Here is a 16,348-nt window from a genome sequence, read left to right as displayed (position 1 = left end):
TGTAAATGAAAGAGTCTGTATATCGTAAGTTAGAAACCTTAGTAGAGCGCTATGAAGAAGTTCAAGCGATGCTAAGCTCGCCTGAGGTGATTAGCGATCAGAACCGCTTTCGCGCCTTGTCAAAAGAGTTTTCAGAATTGGAAGACGTAGTTAAAGCGTTTACAGCCTACCAACAGGCTCAGGAAGACGTTGCAACTGCTGAAGAAATGCTAAAAGACTCAGATCCTGACATGCGTGAAATGGCACAGGAAGAGTATAAAGAAGCAAAAGCTGCCATTGCTGCGCTTGAAGACGACCTTCAAGTATTGATGTTACCAAAGGATCCAAAAGACAATAACAACGTATTTTTGGAAGTGCGTGCGGGAACGGGCGGTGATGAAGCCGCGATTTTCGCTGGCGATTTATTCCGTATGTATAGCCGCTATGCAGAAACGCAAAAGTGGCGTGTTGAAATCGTGAGCGCGAACGAAGGCGAGCACGGTGGCTATAAAGAAGTTATCGCTAACATTAGTGGCGACGGTGTTTATGGCAAACTTAAGTTTGAATCTGGCGCTCACCGTGTACAGCGTGTGCCTGAAACCGAATCTCAAGGCCGTGTTCACACCTCTGCGTGTACGGTTGCAGTGATGGCAGAGATCCCAGAGGCAGAAGCAATCGAAATTAATCCATCTGACCTAAAAGTGGATACTTTCCGTGCATCAGGTGCTGGTGGTCAGCACGTAAACAAAACCGATTCTGCTATTCGTATCACTCACTTGCCGACAGGCGTTGTGGTTGAATGTCAGGACGAACGTTCACAACATAAAAACAGAGCGAAAGCGTTGTCTGTACTAAGTGCGCGTTTACAGCAAGCAGAAGATGAAAAACGTGCAGCGGCAGAAGCCTCTGAACGTCGTAATCTAGTAGGTAGCGGTGACCGCTCTGAGCGTATTCGTACTTACAACTTTCCACAGGGTCGTATTACCGATCACCGTATCAACCTGACGCTTTATCGCCTTAATGAAGTGATCTCGGGTGAGTTAGGTGCTGTTATCGACCCGCTGGTTATCGAATATCAGGCTGATCTACTAGCAGCAATGAGCGAAAGCGATTAATGCCAACACTTAATATTGCCCAAGCCGTAGCTTGGGCAACCTCTGAGTTGCTACCACACTCCGAATCAGCAAAGCTCGATAGTGAAGTGTTATTACTCCATGTTATCGACAAAACCCGCACTTATCTCTTTACTTGGCCCGAAGCTGAACTTTCTGCACTAGAGCAGCAGCGATTTGAAGCATATATCGCACGCCGTGTTACGGGAGAGCCTGTCGCACACATCACAGGTCAAAGAGAATTCTGGAGCCTGCCTTTAAAAGTCAACAACAGCACACTGATCCCAAGGCCAGATACTGAAACACTGGTTGAGCATGTTTTAACACTCAGCATGTCAAATGACGCTCAGGTGCTAGACTTAGGCACAGGTACTGGCGCGATTGCACTGGCATTAGCGAGTGAATACCCAACTTGGCAAATCACAGCGGTAGATGCTTCAGCAGACGCTGTAGCGCTTGCAAAGTCTAATCAAGCTCAGTTGGGCTTTGATAACGTGACGATTTTGCAAAGTGATTGGTTTAGTGCGGTTGCGGAGCAAAAGTTTGATTTGATTGTGAGTAATCCACCCTATATAGATGAAGCAGATCACCACTTATCACAAGGGGATGTGAGATTTGAGCCGCTCAGTGCGTTGGTTGCGGATGATCATGGCTATGCTGATATTTTCCATATCATTAGGATGGCTAAGCTACATCTGAACTCGGGAGGATATTTGCTACTTGAACATGGTTTTGAGCAAGCAGATAAGATCCAACAGTTTTTTGCAGAAATGGCGTATATTAATATACTTACAATAAAAGATATGACAGGGTGTGATAGAGTGACTTTGGCAATGTTGCCGTAAAGCCATGAACTCACACAAAAGTTAGGCGCTTCAATAGGATCCGCAATATGGATGATTTTTTGTTTTCAGACGAACCCGCTGACGTAGTTGAACCTGAAAAAGTAGGCACTTGGAAGGTCATTATTGTCGATGATGAACCCGAAGTGCATGCAGTGACAAAATTAGCACTGAGTGACTTTGAGTTTCAAAAAAAGCGTCTTGAATTTATTAGCGCTTACTCGGGTGAAGAAGCAAAGAAAATTGTCGATGCCAATCCCGATGCTGCGGTGGTGTTGCTGGATGTTGTCATGGAAACCGACGATGCTGGTTTGCAAGTAGCGAAATATATTCGTGAAACCGCCAAAAACAATCATATCCGTATCATTTTAAGAACTGGTCAGCCGGGTCAAGCGCCAGAGCGCCAAGTTATCGTGAATTACGATATTAACGACTATAAGTCGAAAACAGAACTCACCGCGCAAAAACTCTTTACAGTGGTCATGTCGAGTTTACGTTCATATCGCGACATTCTCGCCATCGATCAATCAAGACAAGGGCTTGAGAAAATCATTAAAGCCTCCCGTGATATTTTTGCTACTCACTCAATTGAGAGTTTTATTGAGGGCGTATTACAGCAACTCACGTCGTTGATAGGCACGGTTGACCAAGCCATGTATGCAACGTCTCTTGCAGCGGGTAAAGAACCCGGCCAAATGAACGATCAATTGGTTGTATTTGCAGGGCGTGGAGAGTTTGAAAGTAGCGAAGGTAAGCCGATTTCTGAAGTGCTCAGCAGCGATCAAATGGATGCCTGCTTAAGAGCACTTCAAGATAAAGATATTGTATATAAAGACAATTATCTATTTGCATATTGCTCCAGTGACTATAACCATGCCTCGATGTTATTTGTGTCTGGTATTCCTGAGTTCTTGACCGAAACCCAGCGTCATTTAATTGATATTTTTGCCCAGAATATGCAATTGGCGTACGAAAATGTACAGTTACAAGCCGAGATTGAAGATACCCAACAAGAACTGGTGATCCGTTTAAGTGAAGCGCTTGAGCTCCATTCAACCAATACCGGTAATCATGTTAAGCGCGTGGCGTACCTTTGTCATACGCTTGCCAAAGAAATGGGCCTCTCTGATAAAGAAGCAGAACTGGTGAAAATGGCGTCGCCACTGCACGACGTGGGGAAAGTAGGTATTCCTGACGCGATTTTAAATAAACCTAGCAAGTTGAATGACGAAGAATGGAAAGTCATGCAAACCCATACCGACAAAGGTTTTGACTTACTAAAAGATTCTCGCCGTGAAATTGTCAGTGCAGGCGCGTTAATCGCTCGAGATCACCATGAGAAATGGGATGGTAGCGGTTATCCGAAAGGTAAAAAAGGCGATGAAATCCACCTTTATGGTCGCATAGTGGCGCTAGCCGATGTGTATGATGCCTTACGCCATAAACGTTGCTACAAAGAGGCATGGAGCCAAGAAGAAGCGCAGAAAGAGATTACTGCGCAAAAGGGAAAACACTTTGATCCTAAACTCGTAGATGTATTCAACCGTTGTATTAATGAGTTAGAATTGATCCTACAACGTTTCCCTGATTAGAGAATGATATGGATTACATGGCGTTAAAACATACGCACTTACTGTTTGTGGTATTGAGCATTGTGCTATTTTACACTCGCGCGTTTTCGCGTTTGGGTTCTGGTAAGTTAGCAACAAACAAAGGCGTGTTTATTACTAGTCACAGTGTAGACACTTTACTGTTAGTGACTGCGGTTATTTTGGCGGTAACGGCGGGGCTCAATCCAGCACAACAACCTTGGCTGCTCCAAAAAATCGTTTTAGTTTTTGGTTATATCGCGTTGGGTTTTGTTATCGCAAAAGCAAGTGTTAAAAAGACCAAATATTTGGCTTTAGGCGCTGCAACATTGGTATTAATGGCCATCGCGCACCTCGCCGTAAGCAAACAAGGCTTCTTCGCTTAACCATTTCAATGGGCGCTTGGCTTATCACCGAGCGCTTCTATATCTCCATAATAAGTAAACATTTTTACTATTTCAGCGAACGATAGATTGGCATTACTAAATTTCCCCCCTTGGGAATATGACAAAAAGTGGTAAACTAGTCGTTCTAAATGAAAGCAATTCAAGAGAAACCGAATTCTATGAAGAATGATATCTGGTTAGATGAGAATGACTTATCTCTCGATGACAATACAGATGCATTTTACTATCCGCCGTTGATCCGTTGTATCAAGGCTGAGCAAAGTTGGGATGCACAAGCTGACACCAATGAAACTTTGTGTCAGTTAGCAGAGCTTGAATTTGCCGTGGATGAAATTCGCCATAAGCATGCGAACAAACATAAATGTTTGGATGAAATCTTAGACGCTTTTTATACCCTGTGGCTATTCAGCGGTAGCAGTCAAAAGGTGCCGGAATATAAGCTCAATAGCGTTTGTTATGCGCTTTCCATGCGCAGTGGTACAAATACCGCGTTGGGGCTTATTTTAGTGCATCTGCTTGAACGAGCGAAGTTAGAAGCCAGCCTCGCCCTAAATCAAGGGGAAATTATCGTACACGTTGCATTTAGCGAAGAAGAAGGTTATGTCATTGAGCCAAGCTCAGGTCACCAGAGCTGGTACATAGTTCCAGAAAACGAAAGCAACCAAGACAAAGAACAAGACCAAGAACCGATGGAGCTTATTTTTAACGAAGAGTCGTTAAAGCTTTATTTGTCTCAGCAAAAGTGGGCGTTCATTGCGGCAGAGAAGTTTGGTCACGCGTTAAGTTGCGTCGAACAACTGATGGATATCTTAGGCGACGACCCTTACGAACGCCGTGATAGAGGGTATCTACTCAATCAATTAAATTGTCCGAAGATGGCAAAAGACGACTTACAGTTTTTTGTTGATGAATGTCCGGACGACCCAACTATTGAAGTGATCCAGCATCAGATCAAAGAGTTGGCCGATCACAATAATATTTTGCATTAAAAAATAGTTATATAAAAAATAATAACAGCGAGGATTTATGGAGCAAAGCGCTGCGCTCGTTACCAATAACGCGGTAATCATGGGCCTATTGGCCGTTATTTTAGGATTTGTTTTTTACACATCGAGTCAAAAAAGCGGAGTTTGGGCAAAGTTTTACAAGTACGTGCCAGCGCTTTTGATGTGTTATTTCTTACCATCTCTGTTAAATACCTTTGGTATCGTTGATGGTAACAATAACGATGTCTACACGGTGGCAAAATATTATCTGTTACCCGCTTGTTTGGTGTTGTTGACACTGAGTATTGACCTAAAATCGATATCTGCTTTGGGTAAAAAGGCGATTATCATGTTCCTGACGGGTACTGTGGGTGTGGTGATTGGTGGCCCCATTGCGCTTTTACTTACTGCGACCTTTATGCCTGAGTTACTCGGTGTAACTGGCCCAGAAGCCGTATGGCGTGGTATGGCAGCACTTGCAGGAAGCTGGATTGGTGGCGGCGCCAATATGGTGGCAATGAAAGAGATTTACGGCGCAGGCGGAGAAATCTTCACCATTATGGTAACGGTTGATATTGTTGTCGCAAACCTATGGATGGCGTGTTTGCTCTACATGGCGGCGCGCAATAAAGAAATTGATGCGCGAACAGGGGCTGATACTTCTTCAATCAATCGCTTAATTGACAAAGTGCAAGCATTTGAAGCCGAGCACTCAAGAAAGCCAGAGCTCAAAGATTTGATGATCCTAGTTGGTTTTGCTTTTGGGGCAACGGGGCTTGCGCATTTTGCCGCGGACTTATTGGTGCCATTTTTTAGTAGCAACTACCCAGAACTGAAGAAATTCTCACTTCATAGCAAATTGTTTTGGATCATTGTACTAGTAACGACTATAGGCCTAGCACTTTCGTTTACCAAAGCACGCCAATATGAAGCGGTTGGCGCGTCAAAAATTGGTTCAAGCTTTTTATATATTTTAGTGGCAACCATTGGTCTACACATGGATATCACCAAAATTGTTGAAGCGCCTAAATACGTCGTTATAGGTGTTATTTGGATGGCCGTGCATGTTGGTTTGTTATTTATCGTTGCTAAATTAATTAAAGCACCCGTGTTTTATGTTGCCGTTGGCAGTAAAGCAAACATTGGTGGTGCGGCATCTGCGCCGGTGGTGGCTTCGGCTTTTCACCCTGCGCTTGCTCCGGTCGGTGTGTTACTGGCGGTGCTTGGTTATGCTCTGGGTACTTATATGGCTTGGTTATGCGGACAATTGCTTCGTGTGATAGGCAGCTAAAGGATAAAAAATGAATACAGATATTATTAACGTTGCGGGACGAGAAGTTGCAAACGATAAGCCGTTTGTGCTGTTCGGTGGGATGAATGTGCTTGAGTCACGCGACTTGGCAATGCAAATTGCCGAGCATTACGTTGAAGTGACGAATAAACTTGGGATCCCATACGTATTTAAAGCGTCATTTGATAAAGCTAATCGCTCATCAATTAATTCTTACCGTGGCCCAGGTATGGAAGAAGGCTTAAAGATTTTTGAAGAAATCAAAAAAACCTTTAATGTACCGGTGATCACCGATGTACATGAACCTTTCCAAGCAAAACCCGTTGCAGAAGTTGCTGATGTGATCCAGTTACCTGCGTTTCTTGCTCGTCAAACCGACTTAGTTGTCGCTATGGCGGAAACTGGCGCGGTGATCAACGTGAAAAAACCACAGTTTTTAGCGCCACACGAAATGCGTCATATCATTAAGAAGATCAATGAAGCGGGCAATGACAAAGTTATCCTCTGTGAACGCGGTAGTAGCTTTGGTTATAACAATCTGATCGTGGATATGCTCGGCATGGATGACATGAAGCGTATGGCTCCAGTGATTTTTGATGCGACACATGCGCTACAGCGTCCAGGTGGTCGTAGCGACTCTGCCGATGGCCGCCGTGCTCAGGCTGCTGAGCTTGCTCGTAGCGGTATGGCGCTTGGGTTAGCTGGACTCTTTATTGAAGCGCATCCGAATCCAAATGAAGCTAAGTGTGATGGTCCTTGTGCATTGCCATTGGCTAAACTTGAAGGCTACCTACAACAGATGAAAGCGGTAGATGAGCTAGTTAAGAGTTTTGCGCCACTGGACACCAGCGCGGCTGATTTATAATCTATACCCAAGCGACCTCATTATTAGATGTTGTTTGGGGATTTTACTTGCCCGCGGTTAGCGGGTTTTTTTATAGGCATGAATGAATGTCACGACGAGTTCCACCATTAAATGCATTAAAAGCCTTTGAGGCGGCAGCACGACACCTGAGCTTTACCAAAGCGGCGGAGGAGTTGTACGTCACTCAAGCTGCGGTTAGTCATCAAATTAAAATCTTAGAAGAACATCTAGGTTTGAAACTGTTTTTGCGAAAAAATCGCTCTTTACTTCTAACAGAGGAAGGGCAGGGTTATTACCTCGATATTAAAGATATTTTTTCACAATTAATTGATGCGACTGAAAAGCTTCTAGCGCGAGGTGCAAAAGGTTCATTAACGGTGAGTTTGACGCCGAGCTTTGCAATTCAATGGTTGGTACCAAGGCTGAGTAACTTCAATGAGTTGCACCCTGAAATCGACGTGCGGATCAAAGCCCAAGATCATGATGATAACTCATTAACGGATGATGTTGATGTTGCGATTTACTACGGTCGTGGTAACTGGAACGGGGTGCAAACTCACAAATTACACACTGAGTATTTAGTACCGCTATGCAGTCCGTTTTTGTTAACTGGTCCAAAGCCGCTAAACCAGCCAAGCGACCTTGCGCAACATACCTTACTCCATGACACCACGCGTCGCGCTTGGAAAGCTTGGATGAAAACCGCTGGAGTAAGAAATGTGGCGGTAAATACTGGGCCTATCTTCAGTCACTCTTCGATGGTATTACAAGCCGCTATTCACGGCCAAGGCGTGGCGCTGGGCAATAGCGTACTGGCAAGACCGGATATAGATGCTGGACGATTGGTTATTCCATTTAGTCATCACCTTGAAAGTAAAAATGCCTATTACTTGGTGTTTAGAGAGTCACAATCGGAACTGGGTAAAATCGTCTCATTCAAAGAATGGATGCTCGGTATGGTAGAACACGAACAAGAGTTAAATAGTTTATGAGCGCAGTAAATATTGAATGGCACTATGCTGAAAACCCAGTTGCACAGTTTATTTTTGCCCATGGTGCAGGTGCAGGAAGCGATAGCGATTTTATGCAAGAAGTGGCTAAGTTGCTTGCTTCTATGGGAATTCAAGTTGGACTCTTTGACTTTGAATATATGCAGCAAGCCAAACAAGAAGGGAAAAAACGCCCACCAGAGCGTGCCCCTAAGTTACTTGCGTATTTTGAGTTGGTACTTGCGGCGGTCGAACCAAGCTTGCCGCTCTTTATTGGTGGTAAGTCGATGGGCGGGCGTATGGCATCTATGCTGGCCTGTGAAACCACCATGAAGATGGAAGGGGTACTCGCGTTTGGCTATCCATTCCACCCGCCTGGTAAGCCAGAAAAGCTCAGAGTGGACCATTTTCCTGAATTGAAATGCCCCATGCTTATTTTACAAGGTGAACGCGATACCTTTGGCAATCGCACAGAGGTTGATGCCATGAGTTTTCCAGAGCAGGTAACGGTGAAATGGCTCAAAGATGGTGACCACTCGTTAAAACCACGTAAAGTGAGCGGTGTAAGCGGATCAGAAAGCCGCGCGAATGCTGCTGTGATAGCGGCGAATTTTATTAAGGAGCGCTGTCATGGCTAAGCTCTACTTGATTATTGGCAGCGTGTTTTGTTTATTGTCTGTGGCTCTGGGCGCTTTTGCCGCTCACGGTCTCAAAGGACGCTTAAGTGATTATGCCATTGGTATTTTTAATACGGCGGCGCAGTACCAAATGACCCATGGTCTTGCCATTATCGCCACGGCGTTTTTAATCAAATGGGGCCTAAAGGTGCAAGTTGCTGGTGGTTTCTTTATTGCTGGTGTATTGCTATTTAGTGGTAGTTTGTACTTACTTGCCTTAACAGGTATGAAATGGCTAGGGCCAATCACCCCAATCGGTGGTATCTGTTTTTTAATTGCTTGGGTTTTATTGATAGTTCAAGCTGCTAAATCTTCCTTTTAATCTAGAGAATCTAATGTCGAGTATCGTTATCTATTGTCGCGGTGGTTTTGAAAGTGACGCCGCAGCCGAAATTAATCATTATGCTGCAAAGCATGGAATTGCTGGCTACGTAAAAGCTAAGCCGAATACTGCTTTTGTAACATTTGAGTGCTTTTCGCCAAATGATGCAGAGACATTAGCGAAGAAAATCGACTTTAAGAAACTGGTGTTTGCAAGGCAGTGGTTTGTCGGCACATTACATACCCATATGCCGATTGAAGACAGAGTGAGCGTGATAAAAGCGGCAGTGGAAGGCTTTCCTTTGTGTGGTGAGCTACGCGTTGAAACGCCAGATACTAACGAAGGAAAAGAACTTTCTAAATTCTGTAAAAAGTTTTCAACGCCTTTGTCTAAGGCGCTCGAGAAGCAAAACAAGCTGACTCGTGAGGTAAAACCTACCAAGCCTGTGTTACACGTGTTGTTCCTTGCTAATAACACCGCTTATGTCGGTTATTCGTTTAGTGATAACAATTCGCCATTCTTTATGGGGATCCCACGTCTGCGAATGCCGTCGGACGCACCAAGCCGCTCGACGCTAAAATTAGACGAGGCATTTCATGTCTTTGTGCCTAAAGATCAGCAAGAGACACGTGTGCGTGCGGGGATGCGAGCAGTTGATTTAGGTGCTTGTCCCGGCGGTTGGACATACCAACTTGTGCGCCGTGGCATGTTTGTCGCCTCAATCGACAATGGTCCAATGAATGATGACCTCATGGAAACAGGACAAGTAAAACACTATCGAGAAGACGGATTTAAATATCGCCCTGAAAAGCGCAATATTGACTGGCTTGTGTGCGATATGGTCGAAAAGCCAACTCGCGTTGCTGATTTGATGGTGGACTGGGTGGTGAATGCGTTTGCTCGTGAGTTGATCTTTAACTTAAAGCTACCGATGAAAAAACGTTTCGACAGTGTGTATGAATGTCTTACGCTTATCCATGAAGAGCTGCAAAAGTACAATGTGGATTATGAAATCCAAGCAAAACATCTGTACCACGACCGTGAAGAAGTCACGGTTCATATCAACGTATTGAAAGTACCACAGAATCTTTATAGTTGATTTAGAGGAACGTAACTTATGCACCGCTAGGGTTTATCTTATTACTCTGCTTTCACCGATTTCACTCCGGACGGGCTCCGGAGTCTCATTTCTCCCTTCTATCATCAGCGACCCTGCGTGTGGACTTAAAACAAGCTTGAAGTTCAGATTAGAAGTTGTGACATAAAAAATTCATTAGTTAACCCTGTTTTTAAGTTGCTGAAATAGGTGCATATTTAACTTTTTAAAATTAGCAAATGAAAATAATTCATTTAGATGCTACTTATTGCTCAATAAAAGGTCTACACTGGAGTTCCCCAGTATACTTAGTGGGCATTGTTTGTATCGCTTCCGAAGCTGTACCTTGGCACGGACAGTCAGCCCACTAAGTATTATTCTTACCGAGGTGATATCGTGTGTGCGAACAGGTCTTTCTTAGGCAACCGCTTTTCAACCCTTCCTGATGAGCGTATACATCCACATACGCACAGAGGTTTATTAAATGTTTATCACTGTAGTGGTTCAGAGGCCACGCCAAGTGCTGTTATTTTCTGCGAAGCAAACTTTACAAAAACCGATGGCAAAACTGCCAATGGACTTGTCCGTTATTCTCCTAAATTTCGAATATTATCGGTTATAGATAGTGAAAAGGCTGGGCTGGACTCAGGCTATGCTTTAGATGGTGAACGCAATGGTATCCCAATTTATGCAAGTTTAAATGAAGCTATTGAGATGGCAAAAGAAGTTCCGGAGTATTTTATATTTGGCATGGCGCCATCAAGTGGTGTTTTATCCGTTCTTGATAAGCAAGTGATTTTAGATGCTATAAAGCTGGGGATGAATATTGTTAATGGACTGCACGAATATCTAAATAATGATCCTGAATTTATTGCTGCTAGCCGTAAATCTGGTGTTGTGATTTTGGATATTCGCAGGCCTAGAGCGACAAGCAACTTGCGAATTTTTAGTGGTCTTGTCAATCGAGTCGATTGTCCAAAAATTGTGATTATGGGGACGGATTGCGCGATAGGAAAACGCACAACAGCAACAAAGCTTGCCTGTGCGCTGAGGCAATACGGATTAAACGTTGTTTTGGTCGCGACAGGACAAACCGGAGTTATTCAAGGCGCGCCATACAGTTTGGTGATGGACGCAATACCCGCTCAATTTGGTCCAGGAGAGCTCGAAGCTGTTATTTATCGGGCTTATGAAATTGAGAAACCAGATGTAATGATTATCGAGGGCCAGGGGCCTTGAGTCATCCCGCATTTTCGACCAGTGCGATGATCATAAGGGGCGCGGCACCAGATGCTATTATTTTGCAGCATGCACCTTACCGGAAATACCGAGTTGATTTTGATGAGATGGCCATGCCCTCAATTGCAAGTGAGATCGAATTGATTGAGCAATTCGCTCATGCAAAGGTAATAGGTATTAGTATAAATCACGAAGGAATGGCGGAGGATGATATCGATGAACACATATACCATTACTCTAAAGAATTTAGTATACCAGTTACAGATGCACTAAAGCGTTCCAGTAAATTTCTAGTTCACATGGTGCTTAGGGCGTTTCCAAAGCTCATAAAACAACTACCAACACTGCAATGAGCAATCCTAGGCTGGAAATCGACTGTGCTAAGATTGCGGTGAATGCACGCCTCCTTATCGACAAGTTAAAGCGTCATGGTATAGATGTTGTACCAGTAACAAAAGTATTTATGGGACATCCTAAGGTTGCGGCTATGTTAGTCGAGTCTGGAGCCAATATGCTGGCTGATTCCCGTATTGAGAACATTGAAAGAATGCGACGTGCAGGGATTACAATACCAATTATGCTGATCCGTTCTCCAATGTTAAGTCAAGTAGACAGAGTGGTACTGAACTGCGAAGTGAGTCTTAATACCGAGTTACAAATCATTAGAGCGCTTGCAAAAGCCGCTAAGAAGGCGGGTTATTACCACGGCGTTATTATTATGGTGGAACTTGGCGATTTGAGAGAGGGGGTTATGCCTGAGCAACTGTCGAATACAATAAGGCAAACATTAGCCCTGTCAAATATCGAATTAAAAGGAATTGGCGCCAACCTAGCGTGTCGTTATGGTGTTGCACCAGAGCAAGAAAATATGGCGCAGTTGGCCAAGTTAATGCTAGAAGTTGAAAATCAATTTGGCATTAGGCTACAAGTGATATCCGGTGGGAGTTCAGCGAGTTTGCTATGGGCATTTAGTTTAGATCAACGGAGTTGTGTCACTCAACTGAGGCTAGGAGAGTCTATTTATTTTGGAGTAGAAGCGCTAAATAAGCGTCCCATCGCTGGAGCCAATACCGATGCCATAACGTTGGTCGCTGAAGTTATTGAGTCCAATAAAAAACCATCCGCCCCTTGGGGAAGGCGTTATAAAAATGCCTTCGGTGAATCACCAGAAGTCAAAAATCGGAAACTGGTTGATCAAGCACTGTTAGCCCTTGGTCGTCAGGATGTTAATCCTTCAGGCATAACACCACCAACAGGGATCACTATTGTCGCGAGCAGCAGTGACCACATGGTAGTCGAGAGTGTAAGAAAACCTTTGAAGGTTGGTCAAGAGATCAGATTTAAGCTGGACTATGTAGGACTGCTATCTGCGATGACCTCCCCCTATGTAAGAAAGTACTTTTATCAATGAACCTGTAGGCTTTTTAGTCGCGGCAAGTAAAACGAAAGCTTAATTTAAGCTATGTATCACATTAAAAAAGAGAGTGTTTGAAATGAGCCCGAATAATCAAACTGGACACCCGTGGGGGGAGGAAACAAATCACCTCCAGACTTAGATGATATCGTCAATAAACTTTCTCATTACAAAAATATGCTGCCAGGCGGTAGTCCTTCAAATTTCTTCATCATTATAATTATTACTAGTCTTTCCATAACTATATGGAGCTCGATTTATACGGTTCCTAGTGATTCTGTCGCTGTTGTCCAGCGATTTGGTAAGTTCTCCTCTTTGGAACATCCTGGGTTACATTTTAAATTGCCCCTGAGTATAGACAACACCACTATTGTGCCTGTTAAACGGCAACTAAAGCAGGAGTTTGGTTTCTCAACACTTGGTGCTGGAGATCCCCACCAAATGCCACGCCTGTCCCAAGGGTTAAAAGAAACCCAAATGGTTACAGGAGATTTAAATGCGGCATTGGTGGAGTGGGTAGTACAGTACCGTATTGACGACCCAAAAAAGTTTCTTTTTGAAGTAAGGGAGCCTGCTGAAACATTACGATACGTGTCTGAGTCGGTAATGCGGGAGGTGGTAGGGGACAGAACCGTCGACGAAGTTATTACGATTGGACGACAAGAGATCGAGTCCGAAGCGCTAATTAAAATGCAGGCTTTATCAAGCAAATATGCAATGGGTTTACGAATTGACCAAGTACAATTAAAAAACATTAATCCTCCCGAGCCAGTACAAGCATCATTTAATGAAGTGAATCAGGCGCAACAAGAAAAAGAGAAATTAATCAATGAAGCGCGAAGGGATTATAACAAAGTGATCCCACTTGCCTTGGGAGAAAAAGATCAACGGATCCGCGAAGCTGATGGTTATCGTCTAAAACGTATTAATGAGGCGCGAGGAGATGCTGATCGGTTCAATGCGTTATATCTAGAATATATCAAAGCTCCAGAGGTCACCACGCGACGAATATATATAGAAACAATGCAGCTCGTGCTTCCGACCATTCGCTCGAAAATTATTATTGATGAAAATACCACTCATATTCTGCCATTACTGCATCTAGGCGATATAAAAATGGGAGAGAAATAATGAAACACAGGAAAAAGATCTTAGTGATTGCAGTCATTGCTATTGCTACTTTGCTACTAAATAACGCGTTATACAGTGTAAGCGAAGTACAGCAGGTAATTATTACTCAATTTGGCAAACCCGTCGGTATGCCGATAACGCATGCGGGATTAAAGATCAAAGTGCCTTTTATTCAACAAGTTAACATAATGGAGAAACGGGTTTTAGAGTGGGATGGCAGACCTTCTGACATGCCTACAAAAGATAAGCTTTATATCTCTGTCGACCTTTTTGCTAGATGGCGCATTACCGAACCTTTGCAGTACTTTCTTCGCTTGAAAGATGAGCGAAGTGCGCAATCAAGGTTGGATGACATTTTGGGAAGCGAAACAAGAAATGCGGTTGCAAAGCATGAGCTTATAGAGATTATTCGAACAGATAAAAACCGAAGTCCGTTAAGAGAAGGGTATTAAGCACGTTTGAAGAAGACTTGAAAATAGGTACTTTAGTGCCAATACAGAAAGGTCGAAAATTAGTTGAACAAGAAATTTTCTCTGCTGCCGAGGAGAAGGTACGTGTTTTTGGTATAGAGCTTCTAGACATTCGCTTTAAACGGATCAATTACAATGCCAGTGTGCGACCAAAAATTTATGAAAGAATGGTCAGCGAGAGGCGACAAATTGCTGAGCGTTTTTTATCTGAGGGGAATGGCGAAGCTGCGAGAATAAGGGGAGATAGGGTTAGAGAATTAAATAAAATCCAGTCCGAAGCCTACCTGCGAGTTGAGCAGATAAGGGGAGAGGCCGATGCAACCGCGGCAAAAATATATGCGCAAGCTTATAGCCAAAGCGCTCAATCTAAAGCTTTGTATGAATTTACGCGTTCAATGGCTTCTTACCCTGTGGTTATTTCTGCCAACACCACCTTAGTACTTTCAACAAAGAATGAGCTACTGCAATATTTGAATAAGACAAATGTGAATAAAGCGCTTTTAAAATCGCACAAAGCGACAAAAAATGGGAGATAAATATCAAACCAATCCATCACACTTAACGCAATTGCCAAAAGAACATGTAGATTGGTTTATTCGGCCTGTGACTCGGTTTATAAAAGTCGAAACGGCTGCGGGCGCGACGCTATTTCTCGCAACCATTATTGCGCTACTGTTTGCAAACTCAGATTTGAGCACGTCATATTCGCAATTTTGGCAAGCTTCAATTGGTATTAGTTTCAAAGATATGGAGCTAAAACGCTCATTGCACGAATGGATCAACGACGGCGCAATGACAATATTCTTTTTCTTAGTTGCGTTGGAACTTAAACGCGAGCTAGTGCTAGGTGAGTTGCGTAATCCGAAGCTGGCTATGTTTTCGATTTCAGCTGCACTGGGCGGCATGTTGATTCCGGGATCTATCTACTTGTTACTACAATACGGTAGACCGGAGCTGCACGGGTGGGGGACCGTAATGTCCACCGATACAGCCTTTGTTATAGGTTGCTTGGCCCTGCTTGGCCACAGTATCCCAAAGGCCTTACGAGTGTTTATGTTATCACTCGCTGTCGTGGACGACATCGGCGCCATTTTGGTGGTCGCAATAGGTTACGGTGAGGGGATTGACTGGCTTGCTGTTGGGGTTGCTTTGACTGGTCTCATCGCAGTGAAAATGATGTCTTTTATCGGCGTTCGCAGCTTTACCCTATTCTTTATCGCAGGTGGATTAATTTGGTTAGCTGTGGATATGTCTGGAATTCACCCAACAATCACCGGTGTGGCATTGGGGCTTATGACCCCAACGACGAAATGGGTAGATGATGAGCGGTTGCATCGTATTATGCAATGTGTGATGAATTTTCCTTTAGAGGAACGTAAAAGCGGTGATACACCAGATAGGAGAGCACTAAAAACGGCAGAAGCCGCAGCAAGAGAAGCGCTCTCACCAGTCGAGCGGCTAGAAATTTTACTCCACCCTTGGGTTGGGTTTGTCGTTATGCCTCTATTTGCGTTAGCGAATGCAGGGATTGTACTAAAAAGTGCAAATTTCATGTCGTCACTGACTTTAACCGTATTGGTCTGCTTCGTGATCGGCAAGCCTTTAGGGATCATGTTACTTAGCTGGGTTGCAGTCAAAATACGACTGGCAAAACTACCCGACGGCTTAGGATGGAATATGGTGTGTGGTGGCAGCATGTTAGCAGGGATTGGTTTCACAATGGCTTTGTTTATTGCCGATTTAGCTTATGGTGCAGCACAAGTAAACTCGGCGAAGCTGGGAATTTTATTAGCATCCGTTATTTCAGCATTATTGGGATGCGTTGTCTTAAAATACATATCAATGGCGAACGCTAAAAAAGTTTCACCTGTTCAAAGTAACGTCAGTTCAACGCTCATCAACGATAAAAAACCTTTATCTAAGTAAAACAAATGCCTGG

The 16,348-nt window shown here is 43.8% G+C and carries 14 protein-coding genes and 2 pseudogenes; all 16 read left to right on the top strand.

Annotated features, from left to right (window positions below):
• The first annotated feature begins 5 nt into the window (after positions 1 to 5).
• The 16 genes and pseudogenes from prfA to nhaA all read left to right on the top strand — a co-directional run bounded on the left by prfA (position 6) and on the right by nhaA (position 16,335).
• Positions 6 to 1,094 (top strand): peptide chain release factor 1, encoded by a 1,089-nt coding sequence (gene prfA / locus B1L02_RS13285; protein ID WP_010607352.1) that lies wholly within the window; start codon positions 6 to 8, stop codon positions 1,092 to 1,094.
• Positions 1,094 to 1,936 carry a peptide chain release factor N(5)-glutamine methyltransferase gene (gene prmC, locus B1L02_RS13280; protein WP_088531413.1) on the top strand — a complete coding sequence of 281 codons (843 nt, stop codon included), beginning with the start codon at positions 1,094 to 1,096 and terminating at the stop codon, positions 1,934 to 1,936. Before prfA ends, prmC begins: the two co-directional genes overlap by 1 nt.
• A 47-nt stretch (positions 1,937 to 1,983) precedes the next feature.
• Positions 1,984 to 3,525 (top strand): response regulator, encoded by a 1,542-nt coding sequence (locus tag B1L02_RS13275; protein WP_088531412.1) that lies wholly within the window; start codon positions 1,984 to 1,986, stop codon positions 3,523 to 3,525.
• An 8-nt stretch (positions 3,526 to 3,533) separates the two neighbouring features.
• On the top strand, positions 3,534 to 3,908 hold the full coding sequence (locus B1L02_RS13270) for a SirB2 family protein (RefSeq protein WP_029215915.1): 375 nt from the start codon (positions 3,534 to 3,536) through the stop codon (positions 3,906 to 3,908).
• 179 nt (positions 3,909 to 4,087) lie between these two features.
• Complete coding sequence (locus B1L02_RS13265; protein ID WP_223192005.1) at positions 4,088 to 4,918, top strand: tetratricopeptide repeat protein; 831 nt, start codon at positions 4,088 to 4,090, stop codon at positions 4,916 to 4,918.
• 37 nt (positions 4,919 to 4,955) lie between these two features.
• Positions 4,956 to 6,206, top strand: a complete 1,251-nt coding sequence (locus B1L02_RS13260) for a DUF819 domain-containing protein (RefSeq protein WP_088531410.1) — start codon at positions 4,956 to 4,958, stop codon at positions 6,204 to 6,206.
• Positions 6,207 to 6,216: 10 nt separating this feature from the next.
• Entirely contained in the window at positions 6,217 to 7,071 is an 855-nt protein-coding gene (gene kdsA, locus B1L02_RS13255) for a 3-deoxy-8-phosphooctulonate synthase (protein WP_088531409.1), read from the top strand.
• An 86-nt stretch (positions 7,072 to 7,157) separates the two neighbouring features.
• A complete protein-coding gene (locus tag B1L02_RS13250; protein ID WP_088531408.1) occupies positions 7,158 to 8,063 on the top strand; it encodes a transcriptional regulator GcvA in 906 nt (301 codons plus the stop codon).
• Positions 8,060 to 8,698, top strand: a complete 639-nt coding sequence (locus tag B1L02_RS13245; RefSeq protein WP_088531407.1) for an alpha/beta family hydrolase — start codon at positions 8,060 to 8,062, stop codon at positions 8,696 to 8,698. The genes B1L02_RS13250 and B1L02_RS13245 overlap by 4 nt, the downstream gene beginning before the upstream one ends.
• Positions 8,691 to 9,059: a DUF423 domain-containing protein gene (locus tag B1L02_RS13240; protein WP_088531406.1), complete on the top strand. Its 369-nt coding sequence runs from the start codon at positions 8,691 to 8,693 to the stop codon at positions 9,057 to 9,059. The genes B1L02_RS13245 and B1L02_RS13240 overlap by 8 nt, the downstream gene beginning before the upstream one ends.
• 13 nt (positions 9,060 to 9,072) lie before the next feature.
• Positions 9,073 to 10,158: a 23S rRNA (cytidine(2498)-2'-O)-methyltransferase RlmM gene (gene rlmM, locus B1L02_RS13235; protein WP_088531405.1), complete on the top strand. Its 1,086-nt coding sequence runs from the start codon at positions 9,073 to 9,075 to the stop codon at positions 10,156 to 10,158.
• A gap of 393 nt (positions 10,159 to 10,551) precedes the next feature.
• Positions 10,552 to 11,747 (top strand): annotated as a pseudogene (locus B1L02_RS13230) (DUF1611 domain-containing protein).
• Positions 11,744 to 12,805, top strand: coding sequence for an alanine/ornithine racemase family PLP-dependent enzyme (locus B1L02_RS13225; RefSeq protein ID WP_088531404.1), 1,062 nt, complete (start codon positions 11,744 to 11,746; stop codon positions 12,803 to 12,805). The pseudogene B1L02_RS13230 and the gene B1L02_RS13225 overlap by 4 nt, the downstream one beginning before the upstream one ends.
• Before the next feature lie 180 nt (positions 12,806 to 12,985).
• A complete protein-coding gene (gene hflK, locus B1L02_RS13220) occupies positions 12,986 to 13,939 on the top strand; it encodes an FtsH protease activity modulator HflK (RefSeq protein WP_197696997.1) in 954 nt (317 codons plus the stop codon).
• Positions 13,939 to 14,945 (top strand): annotated as a pseudogene (gene hflC / locus B1L02_RS13215) (protease modulator HflC). The gene hflK and the pseudogene hflC overlap by 1 nt, the downstream one beginning before the upstream one ends.
• A complete protein-coding gene (gene nhaA, locus B1L02_RS13210; RefSeq protein ID WP_088531402.1) occupies positions 14,935 to 16,335 on the top strand; it encodes a Na+/H+ antiporter NhaA in 1,401 nt (466 codons plus the stop codon). The pseudogene hflC and the gene nhaA overlap by 11 nt, the downstream one beginning before the upstream one ends.
• Positions 16,336 to 16,348 lie beyond the last annotated feature (13 nt).

The sequence above is a fragment of the Pseudoalteromonas piscicida genome (genome assembly GCF_002208135.1).
Lineage (GTDB): Bacteria > Pseudomonadota > Gammaproteobacteria > Enterobacterales > Alteromonadaceae > Pseudoalteromonas > Pseudoalteromonas piscicida_A.
This window is presented reverse-complemented; position numbering and strand designations above follow the sequence as displayed.

What these genes read in the sequence shown, in the direction of transcription:
- prmC (WP_088531413.1), top strand. Translation starts at nt 1,094, where the DNA reads ATGCCAACACTTAATATTGCCCAAGCCGTAGCTTGGGCAACCTCTGAG.
- B1L02_RS13240 (WP_088531406.1), top strand. Translation starts at nt 8,691, where the DNA reads ATGGCTAAGCTCTACTTGATTATTGGCAGCGTGTTTTGTTTATTGTCT.
- B1L02_RS13265 (WP_223192005.1), top strand. Translation starts at nt 4,088, where the DNA reads ATGAAGAATGATATCTGGTTAGATGAGAATGACTTATCTCTCGATGAC.
- kdsA (WP_088531409.1), top strand. Translation starts at nt 6,217, where the DNA reads ATGAATACAGATATTATTAACGTTGCGGGACGAGAAGTTGCAAACGAT.
- prfA (WP_010607352.1), top strand. Translation starts at nt 6, where the DNA reads ATGAAAGAGTCTGTATATCGTAAGTTAGAAACCTTAGTAGAGCGCTAT.
- rlmM (WP_088531405.1), top strand. Translation starts at nt 9,073, where the DNA reads ATGTCGAGTATCGTTATCTATTGTCGCGGTGGTTTTGAAAGTGACGCC.
- nhaA (WP_088531402.1), top strand. Translation starts at nt 14,935, where the DNA reads ATGGGAGATAAATATCAAACCAATCCATCACACTTAACGCAATTGCCA.
- hflK (WP_197696997.1), top strand. Translation starts at nt 12,986, where the DNA reads ATGCTGCCAGGCGGTAGTCCTTCAAATTTCTTCATCATTATAATTATT.
- B1L02_RS13225 (WP_088531404.1), top strand. Translation starts at nt 11,744, where the DNA reads ATGAGCAATCCTAGGCTGGAAATCGACTGTGCTAAGATTGCGGTGAAT.
- B1L02_RS13260 (WP_088531410.1), top strand. Translation starts at nt 4,956, where the DNA reads ATGGAGCAAAGCGCTGCGCTCGTTACCAATAACGCGGTAATCATGGGC.
- B1L02_RS13270 (WP_029215915.1), top strand. Translation starts at nt 3,534, where the DNA reads ATGGATTACATGGCGTTAAAACATACGCACTTACTGTTTGTGGTATTG.
- B1L02_RS13245 (WP_088531407.1), top strand. Translation starts at nt 8,060, where the DNA reads ATGAGCGCAGTAAATATTGAATGGCACTATGCTGAAAACCCAGTTGCA.
- B1L02_RS13250 (WP_088531408.1), top strand. Translation starts at nt 7,158, where the DNA reads ATGTCACGACGAGTTCCACCATTAAATGCATTAAAAGCCTTTGAGGCG.
- B1L02_RS13275 (WP_088531412.1), top strand. Translation starts at nt 1,984, where the DNA reads ATGGATGATTTTTTGTTTTCAGACGAACCCGCTGACGTAGTTGAACCT.